This is a genomic window from Streptomyces phaeochromogenes, assembly GCF_001418655.1.
Taxonomy (GTDB): Bacteria; Actinomycetota; Actinomycetes; order Streptomycetales; family Streptomycetaceae; genus Streptomyces; species Streptomyces phaeochromogenes.
The window spans coordinates 1-21,646 of sequence record NZ_LIQZ01000155.1 but is presented as its reverse complement, the minus strand read 5'-3'; the positions used below and the strand labels follow the sequence as shown (position 1 = coordinate 21,646).

The following is a 21,646-nucleotide window of genomic DNA, read 5'->3' as shown; positions in this document are numbered from 1 at the left end:
CGCCGCCCGGGCGGCGCGTGTCGTGGCGTACGGGTGGGCGGGTGCCCGGGGCGCCCGTGGTGCGCTTCGTCCTGGTCATCACCTTGTTCATGGCGGGAGCCCCATTCCGTCGGACCGACTGGATACCGGTCGGTAACTTTCCGTTGGGGATCTTGTACGAGGCCGGGGTGGGCAGCCGCAAGGACGCTGGGCGCGCGTCGGGGGCGCCGGAATCTTCACCTATCAGGGTGACGGGGAAGGGCAGGAGGCTTGGCGGGGCCGGGGTGTACCGGGTGATGTGCGAGGCCCGTGGTGGACGCCTCCGGAGGGGCGGCCGGGACTCGAAAGGGGACGCCCGCACGTATCCTGAAGGCCCTCCGGGAGACGCGAAGCCACCCTCTTGGAGGCCTCCGACGGTGAAACCCGGCAGTGAGATCCGACCACGCGATCCGATTGCCGGATCCGACTACGAAAGCGGCCAGCCATGCGCGTCTACGTCCCCCTGACCCTCTCCGGTCTCGCCGAGGCGTACAAGACGGGTGAGCTGGGGTCGGGGCCCTTCGTCGCGTACGCCGTCACGCCCGCGCTGCGGGAGTGGTACCTGTCCGACGACATCGAGGAACTTGAGTACGCGGCGCTGAACCGGGCCGCGCTCGCTTCCCTGCGGCTGGTCGCGCTCGACCCCGGAGCCCCGCGCCGGCGCGTCGTCGTCGCCGTGGACGTGCCGGACGGGGCCGCGGTCGCCGACCCCGACCGGGGGCTCGATCACTCGGCGCTCGGTGAGGTGCGGGTCGGCGGGGCCGTGGCGCTGGCCAAGGCTGCGGCCGTGCATCTCGACTCGGACGAGGCCGAGGCGGACGTGACGGCGGCCGTGGACGTGCTGGGCGCGGCCGACCGGGGTGACGACGACGCGCAGTTCGTCGTGGACGGGGCCGAGGACCACGTGCTGCTGTGGTTCGCCACGCAGGAGATTCCGAACCTGGTGGGGCTGGGCGACTGACGGGCCCGGCCGCCCGGTCACGGCTTTTGGGGGCGCGCGCGGAAGCACGCAGGATGTGTTGTCAGTGTGGCCGGGTATTTTTTTGGTATGGGGATGCACGGAGCGGCACACATTGTCTGGGACTGGAACGGAACCCTGTTCCACGACAACACGGCGATCATCGGCGCGACGAACGCGGCGTTCGCCGAGCTGGGCATGGAACCGATCACGCTGGAGCGCTACCGGGAGCTGTACTGCGTACCGGTGCCGAAGTTCTACGAGCGGCTGATAGGGCGGCTGCCCACGGACGAGGAGTGGGAGGTCATGGACGTGACCTTCCACCGGTACTACACCGAGCACCGGGTGGGCTGCGGGCTCACCGACGGGGTGCCGGGGCTGCTCGCCGAGTGGGCGTCGGCCGGTCGCAGTCAGTCGATCCTGAGCATGTACGGGCACGACGAGCTCGTCCCGTTGGTGCGGGGGTTCGGGATCGAGCCCCATTTCATACGGGTGGACGGGCGGACCGGGCCGTCCGGGGGCAGCAAGGCCGAGCACATGGTCCGCCATGTGGGAGCGCTGACGGGCGTGGAGCCCGCTCGTACGGTGGTGATCGGGGACGCGGCGGACGACGCGGTCGCGGCGCTGCACGTGGGCGCGCGGGCCGTGCTCTACACCGGCGGGTCGCACAGCCGGGCCAGCCTTGAGGGCGTCGGGGTGCCCGTGGTGGACAGCCTGGAGGAGGCCGTCGCGGAGGCCGAGCGGTTGGCGGCCTGAGGCTTTGCCCGCAGGCCGCTCCCCGGGGCGGGGGAAACTGTGCAGAGTGTCAAAAAGGGGACCCCTCTTTTGTACACATACGGCTCATGACGGGGGCCCCGTGGAGAGCGATAGCCTTGTGCCGTGATCAGCGCGATACGTCGCGGGGGCCTTGTCGCCCCTGCCCTGCGCCCGGAACGCACGGACGACATCCGTGACCGGGCGGTCGCTGGTCTCCCCGGGCGGGGAAGCGCAGAAACCACCGCATACGCGGCAGGCGCAGGTGCACCGAGAGCAGCGTCACAGCCTCCGGAGCCGCCAAGAATGGCCGATAACGCCCCGCTCATCTCTCATCGCGGCATAGCGTCGAACGAGACCGGACACCCCGCGTCGCGGCGCTACGTCACTTCACGTTCTACGACGTCACGCAACGGCGCGCGACAGGAGCCAGAGGACAATGCAGACCAAGCTGGACGAAGCCAAGGCCGAGCTGCTCGAACGGGCCGCCCGGGTAGCTGAGAACAGCCCTGTCGGGGGGAATCTTCACCTGCCGACCGGGAAGACGGGCGCGAGCGCTCCCGACCAGGACACCCTGCTCGCGTTCCTCCAGCGCTACTACCTGCACACCGCCCCTGAAGACCTCACCGACCGAGACCCGGACGACGTCTTCGGAGCCGCCTTCTCGCACTACCGGCTGGCCGAGAACCGACCTCAGGGCACGGCCAACGTAAGAGTCCACACCCCGACGGTCGAGGAGATCGGCTGGACCTGCAGCCACTCCGTCGTCGAGGTCGTCACGGACGACATGCCCTTCCTCGTCGACTCCGTGACCAACGAGCTGTCCCGGCAGGGCCGCGGGATCCATGTCGTCATCCACCCGCAGGTCATCGTGCGGCGCGACCTCACCGGCAAGCTCATCGAGGTCCTGAAGACCCGGCCCGCCGGCGAGCTGCCCCACGACGCCTTCGTCGAGTCCTGGATCCACGTCGAGATCGACCGTGAGACCGACCGCGCCGATCTGAAGCAGATCACCGCTGACCTGGTGCGCGTCCTGTCCGACGCCCGTGAGGCCGTCGAGGACTGGGAGAAGATGCGCGACTCCGCGCTGCGCATCGCCGACGAGCTGCCCACCGAGCCGACCGCCGACGACCTGCGCGACCAGGAGGTGGAGGAGGCCCGTGAGCTGCTGCGCTGGCTCGCGGACGACCACTTCACCTTCCTCGGATACCGGGAGTACGAGCTGCGCGAGGACGACTCGCTCGCCGCCGTCCCCGGCACCGGACTCGGCATCCTGCGCTCCGATCCGCACCACGCGACCGACGAGAGCCACCCGGTCAGCCCGTCCTTCGAGCGGCTGCCCGCCGACGCCCGGGCCAAGGCCCGCGAGCACAAGCTCCTGGTCCTCACCAAGGCCAACAGCCGCGCCACCGTGCACCGGCCCTCCTACCTCGACTACGTCGGCGTGAAGAAGTTCGACCAGGACGGCAACGTCATCGGCGAGCGCCGTTTTCTGGGCCTCTTCTCCTCCGCCGCGTACACCGAGTCCGTCCGCCGCGTCCCCGTCGTCCGGCGCAAGGTCGCGGAGGTCCTCAAGGGCGCCGGCTTCTCGCCCAACAGCCACGACGGGCGCGACCTCCTCCAGATCCTGGAGACGTACCCGCGCGACGAGCTCTTCCAGACCCCGCCCGACGAGCTGCGGTCGATCGTCACCTCCGTCCTGTACCTCCAGGAGCGGCGGCGCCTGCGGCTCTACCTGCGGCAGGACGAGTACGGGCGCTACTACTCGGCGCTCGTCTACCTCCCGCGCGACCGCTACACCACCGGCGTGCGCCTGCGGATCATCGACATCCTGAAGGAGGAGCTCGGCGGCATCAGCGTCGACTTCACCGCCTGGAACACCGAGTCGATCCTCTCCCGGCTGCACTTCGTGGTCCGGGTCCCGCAGGGCACCGAGCTGCCGCAGCTCAGCGACGCCGACAAGGACCGCATCGAGGCGCGGCTCGTCGAGGCCGCCCGCTCCTGGGCCGACGGTTTCGCCGAGGCACTGAACGCGGAGTGCGGCGAGGAGCGCGCGGCCGAACTGCTGCGCCGGTACGGCAACGCCATCCCCGAGGGCTACAAGGCCGACCACAACCCGCGCACCGCGGTCGCCGACCTGGTCCACCTGGAGAAGCTCGGCAACGGCAAGAACTTCGCGCTCAGCCTGTACGAGCCGGTGGGGGCCGCCCCCGGCGAGCGCCGTTTCAAGATCTACCGCACCGGGGAGTCGGTCTCCCTCTCCGCCGTCCTGCCGGTCCTCACCCGCCTCGGCGTCGAGGTCACCGACGAGCGCCCGTACGAGCTGCGCTGCTCGGACCGCGCGTCCGCGTGGATCTACGACTTCGGCCTGCGCCTGCCCAAGACGGGCAGCGGCAACGGCGACCACCTCGGTGACGACGGCCGCGAGCGGTTCCAGGAGGCCTTCTCGGCGACCTGGACCGGGCAGGCCGAGAACGACGGCTTCAACTCGCTCGTCCTGAGCGCCGGGCTGAACTGGCGGCAGGCGATGGTGCTGCGCGCGTACGCCAAGTACCTGCGGCAGGCCGGTTCGACGTTCAGCCAGGACTACATGGAGGACACCCTCCGCAACAACGTCCACACCACCCGGCTGCTCGTCTCGCTCTTCGAGGCGCGGATGTCGCCGGATCGCCAGCGCGCCGGCCTCGAACTGACCGACGCCCTTCTGGAGGAGCTGGACGCCGCCCTCGACCAGGTCGCCAGCCTGGACGAGGACCGGATCCTCCGCTCCTTCCTCACCGTCATCAAGGCGACCCTGCGTACGAACTTCTTCCAGGAGGCGGGCGGCGGCGAGCCGCACACGTACGTCTCCATGAAGTTCGACCCGCAGGCCATCCCGGACCTGCCCGCGCCGCGTCCGGCGTACGAGATCTGGGTGTACTCGCCGCGCGTCGAGGGCGTCCACCTCAGGTTCGGCAAGGTCGCGCGAGGCGGGCTGCGCTGGTCCGACCGGCGTGAGGACTTCCGGACCGAGATCCTCGGCCTGGTCAAGGCGCAGATGGTCAAGAACACCGTCATCGTGCCCGTCGGCGCCAAGGGCGGCTTCGTCGCCAAGCAGCTGCCGGACCCGGCCGTGGACCGCGACGCCTGGCTGGCCGAGGGCATCCGCAGCTACAAGACCTTCATCTCGGCGCTGCTCGACATCACCGACAACATGGTGGCCGGCGAGGTCGTACCGCCCGCCGACGTCGTACGGCACGACGAGGACGACACGTACCTCGTCGTCGCCGCGGACAAGGGCACGGCGACGTTCTCCGACATCGCCAACGGCGTCGCGGAGAGCTACAACTTCTGGCTCGGGGACGCCTTCGCCTCCGGCGGCTCGGCCGGCTACGACCACAAGAAGATGGGCATCACCGCCCGCGGCGCCTGGGAGTCCGTCAAGCGGCACTTCCGGGAGCTGGCCGTCAACACGCAGACCGAGGACTTCACGGTCGTCGGCGTGGGCGACATGTCCGGTGACGTGTTCGGCAACGGCATGCTGCTCAGCGAGCACATCCGGCTGGTCGCCGCCTTCGACCACCGGCACATCTTCATCGACCCGAACCCGGTCGCGGAGACGTCGTACGCGGAGCGGCGCAGGCTGTTCGAGCTGCCCCGCTCCTCCTGGGAGGAGTACGACAAGACGCTGCTGTCGCAGGGCGGCGGCATCTTCCCCCGTACGGCCAAGGCCATCCAGCTCAACAGCCACATCCGCGAGGCCCTCGGCATCGAGGGCAACATCACCAAGATGACCCCCGCCGACCTGATGCGGGCGATCCTCAAGGCGCAGGTCGACCTGCTGTGGAACGGCGGCATCGGTACGTACGTGAAGGCGTCGACCGAGTCGCACGCGGACGTCGGCGACAAGGCCAACGACGCGATCCGCGTGGACGGCGCAGACCTCCGGGTCAAGGTCGTCGGCGAGGGCGGCAACCTCGGTCTCACCCAGCTCGGCCGCATCGAGTTCGCGCAGGCCGGCGGCAAGGTCAACACGGACGCCATCGACAACAGCGCGGGCGTGGACACCTCCGACCACGAGGTGAACATCAAGATCCTGCTCAACACGGTCGTCGCGGACGGCGACATGACCGTCAAGCAGCGCAACAAGCTGCTCGCCCAGATGACCGACGAGGTCGGCGCGCTCGTCCTGCGCAACAACTACGCGCAGAACACGGCCCTGGCCAACGCGCTCGCCCAGTCCAAGGACATGCTCCACGCCCAGCAGCGCTTCATGCGCCACCTGGTCCGCGAGGGTCATCTGGACCGGGCGCTGGAGTTCCTGCCGACCGACCGGCAGATCCGGGAGCGGCTCGGCACCGGGCAGGGCCTCACCTCGCCGGAGACGGCCGTCCTCCTCGCGTACACGAAGATCACGGTCTCCGACGAGCTGCTGCACACGTCGCTGCCCGACGACGTGTATCTGCGGAGCCTGCTGCACGCGTACTTCCCGACCGCGCTGCGCGAGCAGTTCATCGAGCAGATCGACAACCATCCGCTGTCGCGCGAGATCGTCACGACCGTGCTGGTCAACGACACGGTCAACACCGGTGGTACGAGCTTCCTGCACCGGCTCCGCGAGGAGACCGGGGCCTCCCTGGAGGAGATCGTCCGGGCGCAGACCGCGGCCCGTGCGATCTTCAACTCCAGCGAGGTGTGGGACGCCGTCGAGGCGCTCGACAACACGGTCGACGCGGGTGTCCAGACCCGGATCCGGCTGCACTCGCGGCGGCTCGTCGAGCGGGGGACGCGGTGGTTGCTCAACAACCGGCCGCAGCCGTTGCAGCTCGCCGAGACGATCGACTTCTTCCGGGAGGGCGTCACGCGGGTCTGGGCCGAGCTGCCCAAGCTGCTGCGGGGCGCGGATCTGGAGTGGTACCAGCAGATCTACGACGAGCTGTCCGAGGGCGGGGTGCCCGACGAGCTTGCCCAGCGGGTGGCCGGGTTCTCGTCCGCCTTCCCCTCGCTCGACGTCGTCGCGGTGGCGGACCGGGTGGGCAAGGACCCGATGGACGTCGCCGAGGTCTACTACGACCTCGCCGACCGGCTGCGGGTCACGCAGCTCATGGACCGCATCATCGAGCTGCCTCGGGCGGATCGGTGGCAGTCCATGGCGCGGGCGTCCATCCGTGAGGACCTGTACGCGGCGCATGCCGCGCTGACCGCCGATGTCCTCGCCGTCGGGAACGGGGGGTCCACGCCTGAGCAGCGGTACAAGGCGTGGGAGGAGAAGAACACGGCGATTCTCACTCGAGCGCGGGCGACTCTGGAGGAGATCCAGGGGTCCGAGGCGTTCGATCTTGCGAATCTGTCGGTCGCGATGAGGACGATGCGGACGATGCTGCGTACGCGGTCGTAGTACCTCGCGAGAGGAGAGGGGCGCCCTGCGGGTTGGGGGCGCCCCCTTTTTTTCGCCCCCGCCGCCCCTTCCCGTCCAGTCCCTGGGGGCTGCCGCCCCCAGACCCCCGCATCGCGCTGCCGCGCTCGTCCTCAAACGCCGGACGGGCTGAAGTTCAGGTGGGTCCGGGGGCGAAATCCCTCCGGAGCAACCCGGGCCTCTCGATCTACATCTACCTAAGTGGCCCCCAAGCGGCCTACACCCCGTACAGGGTCCAGCGAGGGACACTTAGGATAAATAGGATGAACGAGGAATCGCTTCCCGTGCCGCTTCCCGCGTCGGCCGTCGCGCCGGACGTGTCCGTCGTCGTGATCGTCTACAACGACGAGGCACGGCTGCCCACGGCCGTGCGCTCCGTGCTGGAGCAGACCTTGCGGAACGTCGAGGTCGTGATCGTGGACGACCGGAGCACGGACGGGTCGTACGACGTGGCACGGCGGCTGGCCGTCGAGTACCCCGGCCGGGTACGTGCCTTCCGGCTGGAGCGGAACAGCGGAGGATGCGGGGCTCCCCGCAACCACGGCATCGCCCAGGCGCGCGGCACCTACGTCCTCTTCCTCGACAGCGACGACGTACTGGAGCGCAACGCCTGCCGGAACATGCTGGAGGCGGCCGAGACGACCGGCGCGGACCTCGTCTCCGGGATGTGCGTGCGGGTGCACGTGGACTCGCGGAACGGCAAGGAGGTCAAGTGGTACCCCTGGCTGTACGCCCGCACCCGCACCCTGGAGTCGATCTCCGAGCTGCCCGACCTGCTGGTCTTCGACACCCTCTCGACGAACAAGTGCTACAGGAGAGAGTTCCTCGTCGAGCAGGGGCTCGAATTCCCCGTCGGCATTCACTACGAGGACCTGCTCTTCTCCGCGCAGGCCTACGCCGCCGCCCGCCGGATCACCCTCATCCCGAACCGCGTCTACGACTGGAACGTCGTCGACAAGGCCGTGGCCAAGTCGATCAGCAACCGGCGAGCCGACATCGCCAACTTCGCGCACCGGATGGAGATCCATCGGCGGGTCGATCAACTCCTCGCCGACAAAGGCCTGTTGGAGCTGAAGTTCCACAAGGACGTCAAGTTCCTCAAGCACGACCTGGTGCTGCACCTGCGTGACCTGCCGTTCCGGGACGCCTCCTACCGGGAGGAGTTCGCCGCGATCGCCCGCGACTACCTGGAGTCCATCGACCGCGCCGCCTTCGACGAGGTGGAGCCCATCCACGCCATCTGCGCCTATCTGCTGCAGAAGAGCGACTGGGACAACCTCCTGCCGGCCGTGGACACCCTCACCAACCGCGACAAGATCTCCTCGCCGATGGTGGAACGCGACGGCCGGATCTACTGGTGTGCCGAACACCTCGACGGCCACGGAGACGGCGACCCCGACGGCGACTTCGCCCGGCACGTCCTCGACGTCACCGAACTCGGCTATCACGTCAAGCCCGTCGAGAAGATGTTCCTGCGCAACGTCCTGACCGGGTACGAGGAAGCGCAGGCCGGTACCGTCCGGCTCGCCGGGCGCATCACCAACCCCCTCGGCGTCATCCCGCCCGGCGCCAGGCTCACCGGCGAGCTGGAGTTCGCCGCCCGCCGCAAGGGCGTACGGTTCCAGATCTTCCGCTTCCCGGTCGCCACGCTGCGGCACGAGGGCGAGGCCATCGCCTGGGAGGCGTCGGCCGACCTCGCGCGCGGGCTGCGGCCGCTGGGCATCGTGGACGCGGTGTGGGACGTACGACTGCATCTCGACGTCGACGGCGCCCGCACCACCACCCGCCTCACCGCCTCCGAACCCGGGCTGGCCGACGGGCAGTTGCCCGTGCGGCCCCGGCTCACCCGGCTGGTCGCCGACCACGTCACGCCCGAGATCTCCTCGCGCGGCCATCTCTCCTTCCGGATCGTGACCCGCGAGAAGGTGGACGCGCTCGTCGAGCGGGGTGTGCGGGGCGCGCCCGGCCGGTTCGCCAAGTCCGGTTACCGGAAGGCGAAGGCGGTGCGCAGGAAGCTCACCTCCGGTGACACCAAGATCCGCCTCTACCACGAGGTGTTCAGCCGGCTGCCCGTGAAGAAGGGACTCGTCGTCTTCGAGAGCCACCTGGGCCGGCAGTACAGCGACAGCCCGAAGGCGATCTACGAGGAGATGCGCCGCCAGGGGCTGGAGTTCGAGGCCGTGTGGTCGTACACGGGCAGCGGTCCTGCCGGGTTTCCGGCCGACGCGACCCTTGTACGCCGCTGGTCGCTGCCCTATCTGAAGGCGCTGGCGCAGGCCGAGTTCTGGGTCGACAACCAGAGCTATCCGCTCAAGCTCACCAAGCGGCCGGAGACGACCTACATCCAGACCTGGCACGGCTCGGCGCTCAAGCGGATGGGCTTCGACGAGCCCGAGTGGAAGCTCAGGACCCGGCCCGAGCAGGCGGAACAGCAGCGCACCCTCGACCGCTTCGACCGGTTCCTGATCCGCTCCGAGCACGATGTACGCACCCTTGCCCGGGCGTTCCGCCTGAAGGAGAAGACGCTGTTGCGAGTGGGCTATCCCCGCAACGACGCCCTCGTGCAGGCCAGGAAAAGAGAGGAGGAAGTCGGTCTCCGTGAACGCGGTGCGCTCGCCGCCGAGTTGGGGATTCCCGGTGACAAGGCCGTCCTGCTCTACGCGCCCACCTTCCGTCAACACGGGGGCAGACAGCGGCGGTTCGAGCTGCCCTTCGACGTGGAGCGGTTCGCCGACACGTTCGGCGACCGGTACGTGCTGCTCGTGCGCTCGCACTACCTCAACCACGTCGTGCTCCCGCCGTCCGTGCGCGGGCGCGTCATCGACGTATCGGCACACCACGACGTGACCCCGCTGCTCGCGCTCGCCGACGGGCTGATCACCGACTACTCGTCCGTGATGTTCGACTACGCGCTCCTCGGCCGGCCGATGTTCTTCTTCGCCTACGACTACGAGGAGTACGTGCACGAGGGCCGCGGAACCTACTTCGACCTGCTGGAGCGGGCGCCGGGGCCGGTCGTGCGCACCGAGGAGGAGCTGCACACCGCCCTCGCCTCGCTGGACGAGCAGGCCGTGAAGTACGCGGAGGCGCGGGAGGGGTTCGTGGCGGAATTCGGCGAGTACGACAAGGGGAACGCCGCCCAGAGCATCGTCGACCAGTTCTTCGCGCAGTGGAGGCGTGGATGACCCTCGTGAGCACCGATCCGCAGCGGGACGTCTTCTTCGTCTCCAACAGCGTCAACGAGCTGGGCGGGGTGACCAGTTGGTCGCACCAGATGGCCCGGCTCCTCACCGGGCGCGGGCACCGCGTCCATGTCGTCGGCATCACCCCGCCCGGCGTCGTGCAGGAACTCGGCGAAGTGCCCTACCCGATGACGACGTTGTACGCCGGACAGCCACCCCGGCCCGGCCGGGCGCGTGAGGCGAGCATGCGCGAGCAGGCCGTCAGGCTCACCGCGCTGTTCCGGGCGGCGCGGCCCGGCGCGGTCGTCGTCGTCACGCAGGTATGGGCCATGGAGTGGGTGGCGCAGGCCGACACCCGCGGGCTGACCGTGATCGGCATGAGCCACGAGTCCTTCGAGTACTCGAAGGCGTCCTCGCGTTTCCAGCGGGTGCGGACGTACTACAAGGACGTCGACCGCATGCTGGCGCTGACCCGCGAGGACGCCGACCTGTGGATCGGACAGGGCCTCAACAACGCCTCGTATCTGCCGAATCCGCTGCCGTTCATGCCCGAGGTGCCCTCGCCGCGCACCGAGAAGGCGGTCATCAGCATCGGCCGGCTGCACGACCAGAAGGGCATCGACATGCTCCTCGACACCTGGGCGGAGATCGCGCCGCGCCATCCCGACTGGCGGCTGCGCATCTACGGCTCGGGCGAGGACGAGGAGATCCTCAAGAAGCAGTGCACGGCTCTCGGACTCGACAACTCCGTTGACTGGATGGGCCGTACGAGCGATGTGCCGGGCGCCCTGCGCGGCGGTTCCGTCTTCGTCCAGTCCTCCCGCGGCGAGGGTTTTCCGCTCGCCCTCATGGAGGCCATGGCGACCGCCGTGCCCTGCGCCGCGTTCGACTGCGCTCCCGGTGTCCACGAGATCGTCCGCGACGGCGAGGACGGCCTGCTCGCCACCCTGGGCAACACCGGTGAACTGGCCCGCCGCCTCGACACGTTGATGTCCGACAAGGAACTGCGGGACGGTATGGGCGATGCGGCGAGGATCAATATCCAGCGCTATACGACGGACGAGATAGTGAGGAAGTGGGAGGACCTGTTCGCGTTCCTGGAGCGCTGACAGCGCCTTCCCGGCCTATCTCGTGCCTCCGCCCGCGGTGAACTTCTCGTACTCCTTCAATACGTCCTCCGTGGCCCCGTCCATGAGAAGCTCGCCGCGTTCGAGCCACAGCACCCGATCGCACGTGTCCCGGATCGACCTGTTGTTGTGGCTCACCAGGAACACCGTCCCGGCGTGCTTCCGCAGCTCCCGGATTCGGTCCTCGGACCGCTTCTGGAAGGAGCGGTCCCCGGTGGCCAGGGCCTCGTCGATCATCAGTACGTCATGGTCCTTGGCCGCGGCGATGGAGAAGCGGAGCCGTGCGGCCATTCCGGACGAGTACGTCCGCATGGGGAGCGTGATGAAGTCGCCCTTCTCGTTGATGCCGGAGAAGTCGACGATCTCCTGATACCGCTCGCGCACCTGTTCCCGGGACATTCCCATGGCGAGGCCGCCGAGATAGACATTGCGCTCGCCGGTCAGGTCGTTCATCAGGGCGGCGTTCACACCGAGGAGTGAAGGCTGCCCGTCCGTGTAGATCCGCCCGTGCTCCACCGGGAGCAGTCCGGCGACGGCCTTGAGCAGTGTGGACTTTCCGGACCCGTTCGTGCCGATGAGCCCGATCGCCTCTCCCCGGTACGCGGTGAAGGAGACCGCCTTCACGGCGTGCACCTTCCGCACGCCCGAGGCCTGTTCGGTCTTCTTCTGGCGCAGGATGCGGTTCAGGGCCGCCGTGGCGCTGCCGCGGCCGGCCCCCGTGCCGTTGACGCGGTAGACGATGTCGACGCGGTCGGCGACGACGGTGGGGACGAGGTCCGACCCGGCAGTCGGGACAGAGACGGCGGTCTCGACGGTGGGGACACGGTCCGCGACGACCGTGGGGACAGGTGTGTTGTTGGGATCAGCCACGGCCGTACGTCTCCTCTGCCTTCCAGAAGTAGATGAAGCCGCCGACGCCGGCGAGCAGCGCCCAGCCGACCGCGAGCGCCCACACGTGGTGGGGCAGCTGGCTCGCGTGGAAGGTGTCGATGAGCGCGAACCGCATGAGGTCGATGTAGACCGCGGCCGGGTTGCACTCCAGGGCGACCAGCACGATGTGCGGCATGTCCTGGTGGGCGGTGAGCACCTTGTCGATGCTCCACATGACACCGGACACGTACATCCAGGTGCGCAGCACGAACGGCATCAGCTGGGCGATGTCCGGCGTCCTCGCGCCCATCCGGGCCATGATCATCGCCACGCCCGCGTTGAACACGAACTGCAGTGCCAGGGCAGGAACGACCAGGAGCCAGGACACACTCACGGGCACGCCGACGCAGAGCAGGATCACGAACAGCGCGGCCATCGAGAACAGCAACTGCTGGAGCTGCTGCAGGGCGTACGACACCGGGAGCGCGGCCCGTGGGAAGTGCAGGGCGCGCACCAGGCCGAGGCTGCCGGAGATCGCCCGGGTGCCCGCCATGATCGAGCTCTGGGTGAACGTCCATACGAAGACGCCGGTGACCAGGAACGGGATGTAGTCCGGGACGCCCCGGCTCGTGCCCATGAGCTCGCCGAAGATGAAGTAGTAGACCGCCGCGTTCAGCAGGGGCGTGGCCACCTGCCAGACCTGGCCGAGCTTCGCCTGGCTGTACTGGGCGGTGAGCTTGGCCGTGGCGAACGCCGTGATGAAGTGCCGGCGCGCCCACAACTGGCGGACGTACGCGGGCAGCGAGGGGCGGGCGCCGCTGACCGTGAGGCCGTACCGGGCGGCCAGAGCCGCGGCGTCGTCGGGCGGGGCGGCCGATGCCGGCACCGGGTCGGGTGCCGGGGGCGGTGTGTGGAGGACCTGACTCACATCCGCTGCTTTCGCTCGGAGCGCGGGGCTCGTGGGAGGGGGTGTGCCAACGAGGGATTGCGAACGCTTCTTTTACGTCGCTACGGGCCCGTCTTTACCCGTACCTGGGACCCGCTTTACGTCGGGACGGAACCGTATCGTCGTCACGTGAGCGTAGGCCGATCTCACGTCGGAACGCAACCGTTTCGTCGTCACGCCCCTATGCTGTTCGACATGACGACGAACGCCGACGGGGCCCCGACGAACGCCGAAGGGGCACCGGAGAGACCGCAGCAGCCGCGCCGCCGGACTCCCGCCGGGGCGGCGGTGCTCCGGGAGGACGTGACGGAGGCCATCAGGGCGGCCGTCTTCGAGGAGCTCGCGGCCGTCGGATACGCGCGGATGTCCATCGAGGGGATCGCGCGCCGCGCGGGCGTGGGCAAGACCGCGGTGTACCGCCGGTGGCGCTCCAAGCTGCACCTGGTGCTCGACCTGGTGTCGGCCGTCGCGGTGCAGGGCCTGCCGGCGCCCGACACGGGCACTCTGGAGGGCGACCTGCGCCTCCTGTACGAGGTCACGTCACGGGCCCTGCGTCACCCTGTCGCCTCGCAGATCATCCCCGACCTCCAGGCCGAGGCCGCCCGCAACCCGGACATCGCCGAGGCCATGCAGAAGGCCCTGCGGGAGGGGCAGGAGGGCGTCGCCAGCGGGATCGTCGCCGCGGCCGAGCGGCGCGGCGAGGTCCGGATGGGCATCGACGACGAGCTGGCCCTCGACCTGATCTCCGGACCGCTGTACTGGCGCTCGGTGGTGATCCGCAGCCCCAAGCTGCCCAAGGGGTACCTGGAGAGCCTGGCCAGGGCCACGGCGGTGGCGCTCAAGGCGTTGTAAAGACGCCGTAAGGCCCCTGTGAGGCGTCGAAGGGCGTCGAAAAAGCGCCGCCGGGTCACGAAGTCCGGGTTCATGTGCGGGTGGTGGAAGTCGGCCGAGGCTGGTCCCGTTCATGCCACGGAGCCAGGAATCGTCGCAGCTCCGGACCCCTTGCGGGGTGCCCCGGCAAGGGGCGTCAACCCCGTAGCGTCCGGATCGTTGTCATCCGGGCCTCACTTTCGAGGCCCTCGGGGGCGCATACTGGACTGACGATGACGAAGCCATCCGCGCCCCGGCGCCACCTGTCCACCAGTCCCTTCAAAGCTCCGGTTGTCCCGGTCGCCAAGCACTTCGCCCTGGGTGACCGTGTTACGCACGACCAGTTCGGCCTGGGCAGGATCGTCGGCGTCGAGGAGGGCATCGCGATGCTCGTCGACTTCGGCTCCCGCCAGGCCCGTATCGTCAGCCCCTACACCCGTATGGACAAGCTCTGACGGATCCCGTCAGTACACCCGTCAGGCACTCGCCGCGGCCCCGGACGATGTCCGGCCCGCGGCGAGCGTGTTTCTGAGCCCAGCCCCTAACCCCTCCGGGCCTCGGGACGGAGCCGTACCCACCCCTCCCAGGCCGACGTGATCATGTCGTGGACGTCGTACTTGGCCTTCCAGGCCAGTTCCGCGGCGATGCGGTCGGCGGAGGCGACGACGCGGGGCGGGTCGCCCGGGCGGCGCGGGGTGACGGTCGGGGCGAGCGTGTGGCCGGTGACCTCGTTGATCCGGTCGATCATCTCGCGGACCGAGACGCCCTCACCGCGGCCGATGTTGAGCGTCAGGTCCGTGCCGGGAGCGGCGGCCAGCCGGCGGGCCGCCGTCACATGGGCCTCCGCCAGGTCGGCGACGTGGATGTAGTCGCGGACGCACGTGCCGTCGGGGGTCGGGTAGTCGTCGCCGAAGACGCGCGGGGGCACGCCTTCCGTGAGCTTCTCGAAGACCATGGGGATCAGGTTGAAGACGCCCGTGTCGGCCAGCTCGGGCGCGGCGGCGCCCGCCACGTTGAAGTAGCGCAGGGAAGCCGTCGACAGACCGTGGGCGCGGCCCGTGGCGCGGACCAGCCACTCGCCCGCCAGCTTGGTCTCGCCGTACGGGCTCATCGGCACGCAGGGCGTCTCCTCGGTCACCAGGGCCCCTTCTCGCGCGGCGGACGGCATGCCGTACACCGCCGCGGAGGACGAGAACACGAAGGACGGCACCGCGGCGGCCGTGACCGCCTGCAGCAGCACCCGCAGCCCCTCGACGTTCTCGCGGTAGTAGTGCAGCGGCAGGTCCACGGACTCGCCGACCTGCTTCTTCGCCGCCAGGTGGACTACGCCCGTGACCGTGTGGTCGTTGAGCGCGCGGGCCACCCGCTCCCCGTCCAGGGTCGAGCCGACGACGAGCGGTACACCGTCGGGCACGCGGTCGGCGATCCCGGTGGACAGGTCGTCGTACACCACGGCCCGCTCGCCCGCCTCGGTCATCGCACGGACGACGTGCGCCCCGATGTAGCCGGCGCCGCCGGTGATCAGCCAGGTCATGTATCGGCCGTCCCCTCGTGTGTCGGTTCGTCTGCCGTTCGGTCGAGCCGACCGTCAGTGAAGCAAACGCCTCATTCTGCGGCGCACCACGGTGGTCATTCCACGCCAGCCGGGCGCCAGCCGCAGCGCGAGCGAGCCCGCGTGGGTCGCGTACGGCTGGACGAGCAGCAGCCCGTGCCGGCCGTTGCGCACGACGGACCGGCGCAGCAGGCCCGGGCCCGCGACGGCGTGCGCGGTGGTCTCGCGGCTCGTGCCGTCGTGGAAGCGCAGACGAAGGCGGAGGTCCCAGGTGCCGGAGCCGAGCGCCGCGAGGTCGACGGCCGCCTCGGCCGTCCAGGAGTCGGCGCCCCCGTCGTCGCCCGGGCCGTCGTCGAGGGGATCGGGGTCGTCCGGCAGGAACCGGGCCGTCACCGTGAGCCCGACCGCCCCGTCGTGCCGGTTCACGAACTCGGCGTCCACGGTCGCCGGCGCCGCGTCCGCCATCCGCCCGTACAGCTCGTGCAGGCGCAGCCGAAGCCGGGTGGCACGCGCGCGTGGCCGCAGTTCCGCGTCGATGGCCACAGGGAGGAGGCGTACGGGCCGGAACAGCAGGTGCTCCAGAGTCACCTGGGTCAGGTCGGCGGACCAGACCGGCGTGCCGTCCGCGAGCCGTGCGTACGGGGGCCGCAGCCGGGCCGGGCGCGCCGCGACCTCCTTGACGCGGGTCAGGTCGCGGGGCTCCTCGGAGGCCGACACGACCTGTGCGACGACCCGCCCCGGCGCCGGTGCGAGCGCGAGGTCGGCCGCGTCGAACGTCGCGAGGTACGCGCGCGTGAGGGCCCACCACTCCCTCCGGTACACGGGACCGCGCTGATCGAGCTCACGCGCGTACATCCGCAGCGAGTGGTCGAGGAACCGCGCGCGTGTCGCCCGCGCCAGCCGCTTCTCACCGGCGGCCAGGAGGATGTCGTACGAGAGGGCGTGGGCGGTGATCCTGGACCGCCAGTTGCCGACGCCCGCCCGGTCCAGCGAGATCGACAGCCGCTCGGCGCCGCGGCGCACGTGCCAGACGTACACCGTGTCCGGGATCAGTGCGATGTGCGGACCGGCGGCGAGCACGCGCGCGGTGAAGACGAAGTCCTCGTAGGGGAAGCGGCCTTCGGGGAAGCGGATGGCGTGCTCGCGCAGGAAGTCGGTGCGGTAGAGCTTGTTGACGCAGAGGGTGTCGTGGACCAGGTGGGTGCGGCGGGACGGGTGCTTCACCAGGGCGGCCCTGGCGTACAGCTCGGGCTGCCAGGGGACCTCGCGGCCGGACGGCAGCTCGCGGCGCACACACAGGCCGGCGGCGACCTCGGCCCCGCGCCCGACGGCCGCGTCGAGGAGCGCGTCCACGGCGCCGGGCGGCAGGACGTCGTCGCTGTCCAGGAACATCACGTACGGGGCCGTGGCGGCGTCGATCCCGTCGTTGCGGGGGCTGCCGCAGCCACCGCTGTTGACCTTGCGGCGGAGCACCCTCAGGCGCGGCTCGTCCAGGGCGAGGCGGTCCAGGAGGTCCGCGCTGCCGTCCGCCGAGCAGTCGTCCACGGCGATCACCTCGCGGACGGCGGGCCCCTGAGCGAGGGCCGAGCGCACCGCGTCCGTCACATGGGCGGCGTCGTCGTACCCGATGACCACGACGCACACCTGTGACTGGTGGGGAGGTATGGCTTGGATGGGTCGCATGACTTCCACAGGCCGAAATGGTGGCTGATGTAGGTAATTTTCCGTTAAGAGGTACTTACTGTCTCGTGGGGAAGATGACGGGAATTGTGTGAAGGTTCCGTCTCCGCTGATCGAATTCCCGTGGACCGGACGCCGGCCGGCCGGATTCCCGCGGTCCACAGGCGGCGGAAGGAGAGCGCGGCGGCCCCGACGAGCAGTCCGTTGCGGACGAACATCAGCAGGGTGCCGGTCCAGGTGCAGTCCATGACGTCCCTGTAGAGGACGGGGTACGCGAGGGCGCTGGCCGCCGCGGCCACCATGATCAGCACGGCCACCGGACGCTGCGAGGTGTGCCGCGAGGTCAGACACACCGCGGCCAGACCGAGCAGCCACACCAGGTACTGGGGGCTGATCACCCGGCTCGTCACGGTGAACAGGAGCACGGCACAGAGCGCGGCGTCGTACGGAGTCGCCGGCGTCCAGTGCCGGGCCCGCAGACGCCACAGGAGCAGGGCCCCGAAGGCGGCGACGGTGAGTGCCAGGGACCCCGCGGCGATCGTGGAGACGTACGGCCCCGTGAACTCCATCGCCCCGTACCGGTAGCGCACCTGCCCCGGCCAGCCCGCGTGCCGCGCGAAGGAGAGGGCCGTCCCGCCGAGCGACTCGATCTGTACGCCCCGGCCACCCTGCTGGCGCAGGAAGTCGAAGGGGTGGCGGAAGAGCGCGGCGAGCGCGAGGAGCAGGACGCCCGCGGTGACGGCCGCCGAGGTCCACACCTCCCTCGTCGTACGCCCCCTGGGGGTGCCGATCAGGATCAGCGCGGGCCACACCTTCACGAGAGCGCCCAGCGCCGCGAAGGCACCGCACGCGCGCGTGGAGCGCGAAAACGTCAACAGGGCGATGACGGCGAGGGCGGTGACCTGCACGTCGTAGCGGGCGAGCGGGAGATGCAGGAGAAGGGGAAGCCCCGCGATCCATAGGGCCACGCCGCGCAGGCTGCGGCCCGTCCGGGTGCCCGCGCGCGTGAGGGCGACGGCGACCAGGGCGTCGGCGGCGAGCGCGAGCAGCACGAACGCCTGGAAGTACGTCAGCCCCGGCAGCAGTCCGGGGGACAACAGGACCGGGCCCGCGCCCGGCGGGTACTGCCACAGCCGGTCGCCCGAGGGGAACGTGCCGTGGGCGAGCACGCCGTACCAGCGGGCGTACAGCTCGTGCACCTCGCGCGCGACACCGCCGATGCCCAGCGGGGCGTGCCCGTCCCGGGCGAGCAGCCAGAGCATCAGGGCGCGGGTGGTGAGCCAGCCGGCGGCGACGGGGAGGAGGCGGGGCTTCATCCAGGGCTTCACCCGACGGATCGTAAGCCGCAAGAAGGCACATAACGTCTGATGACGGGTCAATGACGTGCGAAAGCTGACTAATAGCACAAAATCTGGTGCATGGTCGTCAAGCGCCCGCAGGTTGCCGTCGCCGTGCTCGTACCCGTACTCGTCATGTTCGGGATCGGGCTCTGGGGGATCGATCGTGGCGGGATGTGGCGCGACGAGGCGGTCACCTTCCAGGTGGCGCGGCGCTCGCTCCCGCAGATCTGGCAGCTCCTGCACTCCGTGGACGCGGTGCACGGCCTGTACTACCTCCTCATGCACCCCGTCCTCGCCCTCTACCCCGGAGAGGTCGCCCTGCGCCTCCCCTCGCTCTGCGCTGCCGCCGCGACCGCGGGCCTGGTCGCCGCCCTGGGGGCCCGGCTCGCCCGCCCGAGGGTCGGCCTGTGGGCGGGCCTGCTGTACGCCGTGACCCCGATGGCCGGACACTTCGCCCAGGAGGGACGCTCGTACGCGCTGGTCGCCGCCGGGGTCGCGGCATCGACGCTGCTGCTGGCGCGGGCGGTGACGGCCGACGCGGGAGGGGACGGGACCGGGGGCGGCGATGAGGACCAGGAAGACGTCCCCGTGGGCCGGCTCGCGCGGCACGCGCGCGTGGTCGGCTGGTGCGCGTACGGAGGGGTCGTCGCCGTCACCGTCCTGCTGCACGAGTTCGCGGTACTGATCCTGCTCGCGCACGCCGCCACCCTGGCCCTCGCCCGGATGCCCCGCCGCGTGTGGCGCGACTGGGCCTGCGCCGCGGGTGCCGTCCTCCTCGTCCTGCTGCCGCTCGCCCTGGTCTCCAGCGGCCAGGCGGAGCAGGTCGCCTGGCTCCGGCCCCCTGGCGGCGGCACCGTCGAACGCCTGCTGCGTTCCTTCACGGGCCCGACCCAGCTGGTCCTCGGCCCGTATCTGCTGCTGATCGCGCTCGCTCTGCGCCACCCGTTCACCCCACCGGCCCGCCGCGGCGAACTCTCCGTCCCCACGGTGGCCCTGCCCCTCCTGCTCCTCCCGCCCGCGGCCCTCATCGCGGTCTCACGCCACTGGCCGCTCTACGACGACCGCTATGTGCTGTACGCGCTCGCCGGGGCGCCGCTGCTGGCGGCGGCGGGGGCGGAACGGCTGGTCCTGGCGGCACGACGGGTGGGGCTTGCGCGGCGCGAGGCGGACGGCCTGATGCGAGGCGGCCTCGGGGGCGCTCCCGATCCTGCTTCCGACGCAGGCCCCGGCCCCGGCTCCGGCCTCGGCTCCGATTCCGATCGCGGTCCCGGTTCCGGTCTCGTACGAGGCGTCCGCGTGCCGTACGCCGCAACGCTGGCCGGCGTACTGGCCATCACCCTCGCCTTCGTCTCACAGCTCCCGGTCCTCCGGGAGGACCGGGACCCCGCCCGCCGCCCCGACAACCTCGCCGTCGTCTCGGCCGCGGCAGCCCAGCGGATGGACCCGGGCGACCCCGTGCTCTTCCTGCCGTCGCTCGGCAGGCGCTCCGCGCTGGCGTACCCGAAGGGGTTCCATGGCACGCGGGACATCGCGCTGGAGGAACCCGCACCCGTCTCCGGCACGCTCTACGGGCGCGAGACCGGCCCGGACGAACTGCGCCACAGACTCGCCAGCCTGGATCGTGTCTGGGTGGTCGCCGAGCCGTACGCGCTGAAGCCGGCCTGGTATCCGAGCGATCCGACCGAGCGGGTCAAACTCACCGTCGTGGGCGAGGAGTTCGTGCCGCGCGCGGAGTTCGTGCGGAAGGGGTCGATCCTGCGGCTGTATGTGCGGAGGGCTCCGACGATGTGAGGGGCGGCCGGTGGCGTGTTGCGCGCGGGCGGGCCGTGGCTACGCGCCGCAGCCCGGGGTCTCGTCCAGGGCCGCCGCGTCCAGCGCGTTCGTGAGCTTGTCGAGCCGGGCGCGCAGTTCGAGGATCTCGTCCAGCTCGAAGGTCGTCGCGGCGGCGATCCGGCGCGGTACGCGCAGTGCCTGCTCGCGCAGGGCCGTGCCCTCGTCCGTGAGTCCGACCACCACGGACCGCTCGTCGCGCGCACTGCGCTCACGCCGTACGAGGCCTGCCGTCTCCAGGCGCTTCAGCAGCGGCGACAGCGTGCCGGAGTCGAGCCGCAGGTGCTCGCCGACCTTCTTCACGGGCAGCTCGCCGTGCTCCCACAGGACGAGCATGACCAGGTACTGGGGGTACGTGAGCCCCAGGTCCTTCAGCACGACCCGGTACACGCCGCCGAAGGCGCGGGAGGCCGCGTTCAGGGAGAAGCAGATCTGCTGGTCGAGGCGGAGGAAGTCCTCGTCTCGTACGGGGTGCTGTACGGGGTGCTGTACGGGGTCCTGTACGGCGGGGTCGGGTGCGGGCGTCGTGGTCATGGGTCCAGGGTACCTTGGGTGCGTCATTTAGTTGTGCACAACTTAACTGTGTGCCATAGTTGTGGTCGTGAGGGGGGCCGGACCAAGGCCCGCCGATACGACGTTGACCCTGAGAGGGATGGTTTTCATGGACGCGCTCTACACCGCTGTCGCCACCGCCACCCACGGCCGTGACGGCCGGGCCTACAGCTCCGACGGCAAGCTCGACCTGGAGCTGGGCATACCGGTGGAGATGGGCGGCAACGGTCAGGGCACGAACCCGGAGCAGTTGTTCGCTGCCGGTTACTCCGCCTGTTTCGCCAGTGCGCTCGGGCTGGTCGGGCGTGCGGCGAAGGTCGATGTCAGTGACGCGGCGGTGACCGCCGAGGTCGGTATCGGCAAGCAGGGGGAGGGCTTCGCTCTCGCTGTCACGCTGCGTGTGGAGCTGCCCGAGTCCGTGGACGCCGAGACCGGCCGCAAGCTGATCGAGCAGGCCCACCAGGTGTGCCCGTACTCCAACGCGACCCGGGGCAACATTCCGGTCGAGCTCGTCGTCGAGTAGACCTTTCCTCGCCCCCGCGGCCCCTACCCGTTCCCGTCCCTGGGGGCTGC

15 protein-coding genes are annotated in these 21,646 nt (G+C 70.1%); 9 read left to right on the top strand and 6 right to left on the bottom strand.

What is annotated here, in order from left to right; genetic code table 11:
* Window positions 1–463 precede the first annotated feature (463 nt).
* The 5 genes from AOK17_RS21180 (at window position 464) to AOK17_RS21160 (ending at window position 11,415) form a co-directional block, all read left to right on the top strand.
* Window positions 464–979: a DUF6912 family protein gene (locus AOK17_RS21180; protein WP_055614085.1), complete on the top strand. Its 516-nt coding sequence runs from the start codon at window positions 464–466 to the stop codon at window positions 977–979.
* Window positions 980–1,066: 87 nt separating this feature from the next.
* Window positions 1,067–1,732 carry an HAD family hydrolase gene (locus tag AOK17_RS21175; RefSeq protein WP_055614084.1) on the top strand — a complete coding sequence of 222 codons (666 nt, stop codon included), beginning with the start codon at window positions 1,067–1,069 and terminating at the stop codon, window positions 1,730–1,732.
* A 436-nt stretch (window positions 1,733–2,168) separates the two neighbouring features.
* A complete protein-coding gene (locus tag AOK17_RS21170; RefSeq protein ID WP_055614083.1) occupies window positions 2,169–7,106 on the top strand; it encodes an NAD-glutamate dehydrogenase in 4,938 nt (1,645 codons plus the stop codon).
* A gap of 281 nt (window positions 7,107–7,387) precedes the next feature.
* Window positions 7,388–10,309, top strand: coding sequence for a bifunctional glycosyltransferase/CDP-glycerol:glycerophosphate glycerophosphotransferase (locus AOK17_RS21165; protein WP_055614082.1), 2,922 nt, complete (start codon window positions 7,388–7,390; stop codon window positions 10,307–10,309).
* A complete protein-coding gene (locus AOK17_RS21160) occupies window positions 10,306–11,415 on the top strand; it encodes a glycosyltransferase (RefSeq protein WP_055614081.1) in 1,110 nt (369 codons plus the stop codon). The genes AOK17_RS21165 and AOK17_RS21160 overlap by 4 nt, the downstream gene beginning before the upstream one ends.
* A gap of 15 nt (window positions 11,416–11,430) precedes the next feature.
* On the opposite strand, the gene AOK17_RS21155 is transcribed toward AOK17_RS21160, so the two are convergent.
* Entirely contained in the window at window positions 11,431–12,174 is a 744-nt protein-coding gene (locus AOK17_RS21155; protein WP_107102463.1) for an ABC transporter ATP-binding protein, read from the bottom strand.
* 121 nt (window positions 12,175–12,295) lie between these two features.
* The gene (locus tag AOK17_RS21150) at window positions 12,296–13,231 is read right to left on the bottom strand and encodes an ABC transporter permease (protein WP_055614079.1); all 936 of its coding nucleotides are present in this window, start codon (window positions 13,229–13,231) and stop codon (window positions 12,296–12,298) included.
* Window positions 13,232–13,444: 213 nt separating this feature from the next.
* Between AOK17_RS21150 and AOK17_RS21145 the strand changes: the two genes are divergently transcribed.
* Together AOK17_RS21145 and AOK17_RS21140 are read left to right on the top strand one after the other, a co-directional pair.
* Entirely contained in the window at window positions 13,445–14,101 is a 657-nt protein-coding gene (locus tag AOK17_RS21145) for a TetR/AcrR family transcriptional regulator (protein WP_055614089.1), read from the top strand.
* Window positions 14,102–14,352: 251 nt separating this feature from the next.
* The gene (locus AOK17_RS21140; RefSeq protein WP_055517933.1) at window positions 14,353–14,574 is read left to right on the top strand and encodes a hypothetical protein; all 222 of its coding nucleotides are present in this window, start codon (window positions 14,353–14,355) and stop codon (window positions 14,572–14,574) included.
* Between the two features lie 86 nt (window positions 14,575–14,660).
* On the opposite strand, the gene galE is transcribed toward AOK17_RS21140, so the two are convergent.
* Genes galE through AOK17_RS21125 form a run of 3 tightly spaced genes read right to left on the bottom strand, consistent with a single transcriptional unit; the run spans window position 14,661 to window position 18,667 of the window.
* Window positions 14,661–15,653 (bottom strand): UDP-glucose 4-epimerase GalE, encoded by a 993-nt coding sequence (gene galE, locus AOK17_RS21135; RefSeq protein WP_055614078.1) that lies wholly within the window; start codon window positions 15,651–15,653, stop codon window positions 14,661–14,663.
* Window positions 15,654–15,707: 54 nt separating this feature from the next.
* The gene (locus tag AOK17_RS21130) at window positions 15,708–17,354 is read right to left on the bottom strand and encodes a glycosyltransferase family 2 protein (protein ID WP_055614088.1); all 1,647 of its coding nucleotides are present in this window, start codon (window positions 17,352–17,354) and stop codon (window positions 15,708–15,710) included.
* Window positions 17,355–17,398: 44 nt separating this feature from the next.
* On the bottom strand, window positions 17,399–18,667 hold the full coding sequence (locus AOK17_RS21125; RefSeq protein WP_055614077.1) for a glycosyltransferase 87 family protein: 1,269 nt from the start codon (window positions 18,665–18,667) through the stop codon (window positions 17,399–17,401).
* Window positions 18,668–18,769: 102 nt separating this feature from the next.
* Between AOK17_RS21125 and AOK17_RS52335 the strand changes: the two genes are divergently transcribed.
* Window positions 18,770–20,482: a glycosyltransferase family 39 protein gene (locus AOK17_RS52335; protein ID WP_063997269.1), complete on the top strand. Its 1,713-nt coding sequence runs from the start codon at window positions 18,770–18,772 to the stop codon at window positions 20,480–20,482.
* A 39-nt stretch (window positions 20,483–20,521) separates the two neighbouring features.
* On the opposite strand, the gene AOK17_RS21115 is transcribed toward AOK17_RS52335, so the two are convergent.
* Window positions 20,522–21,055 carry a MarR family winged helix-turn-helix transcriptional regulator gene (locus tag AOK17_RS21115; protein WP_079053184.1) on the bottom strand — a complete coding sequence of 178 codons (534 nt, stop codon included), beginning with the start codon at window positions 21,053–21,055 and terminating at the stop codon, window positions 20,522–20,524.
* Between the two features lie 127 nt (window positions 21,056–21,182).
* Here AOK17_RS21115 and AOK17_RS21110 point away from each other — a divergent pair, with 127 nt between their 5' ends.
* Complete coding sequence (locus tag AOK17_RS21110) at window positions 21,183–21,596, top strand: organic hydroperoxide resistance protein (protein WP_055614076.1); 414 nt, start codon at window positions 21,183–21,185, stop codon at window positions 21,594–21,596.
* Window positions 21,597–21,646: the final 50 nt, after the last annotated feature.

What these genes read in the sequence shown, in the direction of transcription:
- AOK17_RS52335 (WP_063997269.1), top strand. Translation starts at nt 18,770, where the DNA reads ATGGTCGTCAAGCGCCCGCAGGTTGCCGTCGCCGTGCTCGTACCCGTA.
- AOK17_RS21175 (WP_055614084.1), top strand. Translation starts at nt 1,067, where the DNA reads ATGGGGATGCACGGAGCGGCACACATTGTCTGGGACTGGAACGGAACC.
- AOK17_RS21180 (WP_055614085.1), top strand. Translation starts at nt 464, where the DNA reads ATGCGCGTCTACGTCCCCCTGACCCTCTCCGGTCTCGCCGAGGCGTAC.
- AOK17_RS21165 (WP_055614082.1), top strand. Translation starts at nt 7,388, where the DNA reads ATGAACGAGGAATCGCTTCCCGTGCCGCTTCCCGCGTCGGCCGTCGCG.
- AOK17_RS21170 (WP_055614083.1), top strand. Translation starts at nt 2,169, where the DNA reads ATGCAGACCAAGCTGGACGAAGCCAAGGCCGAGCTGCTCGAACGGGCC.
- AOK17_RS21115 (WP_079053184.1), bottom strand. Translation starts at nt 21,055, where the DNA reads ATGACCACGACGCCCGCACCCGACCCCGCCGTACAGGACCCCGTACAG.
- AOK17_RS21110 (WP_055614076.1), top strand. Translation starts at nt 21,183, where the DNA reads ATGGACGCGCTCTACACCGCTGTCGCCACCGCCACCCACGGCCGTGAC.
- AOK17_RS21145 (WP_055614089.1), top strand. Translation starts at nt 13,445, where the DNA reads ATGACGACGAACGCCGACGGGGCCCCGACGAACGCCGAAGGGGCACCG.
- AOK17_RS21130 (WP_055614088.1), bottom strand. Translation starts at nt 17,354, where the DNA reads ATGCGACCCATCCAAGCCATACCTCCCCACCAGTCACAGGTGTGCGTC.
- AOK17_RS21160 (WP_055614081.1), top strand. Translation starts at nt 10,306, where the DNA reads ATGACCCTCGTGAGCACCGATCCGCAGCGGGACGTCTTCTTCGTCTCC.
- AOK17_RS21140 (WP_055517933.1), top strand. Translation starts at nt 14,353, where the DNA reads ATGACGAAGCCATCCGCGCCCCGGCGCCACCTGTCCACCAGTCCCTTC.
- AOK17_RS21125 (WP_055614077.1), bottom strand. Translation starts at nt 18,667, where the DNA reads ATGAAGCCCCGCCTCCTCCCCGTCGCCGCCGGCTGGCTCACCACCCGC.
- galE (WP_055614078.1), bottom strand. Translation starts at nt 15,653, where the DNA reads ATGACCTGGCTGATCACCGGCGGCGCCGGCTACATCGGGGCGCACGTC.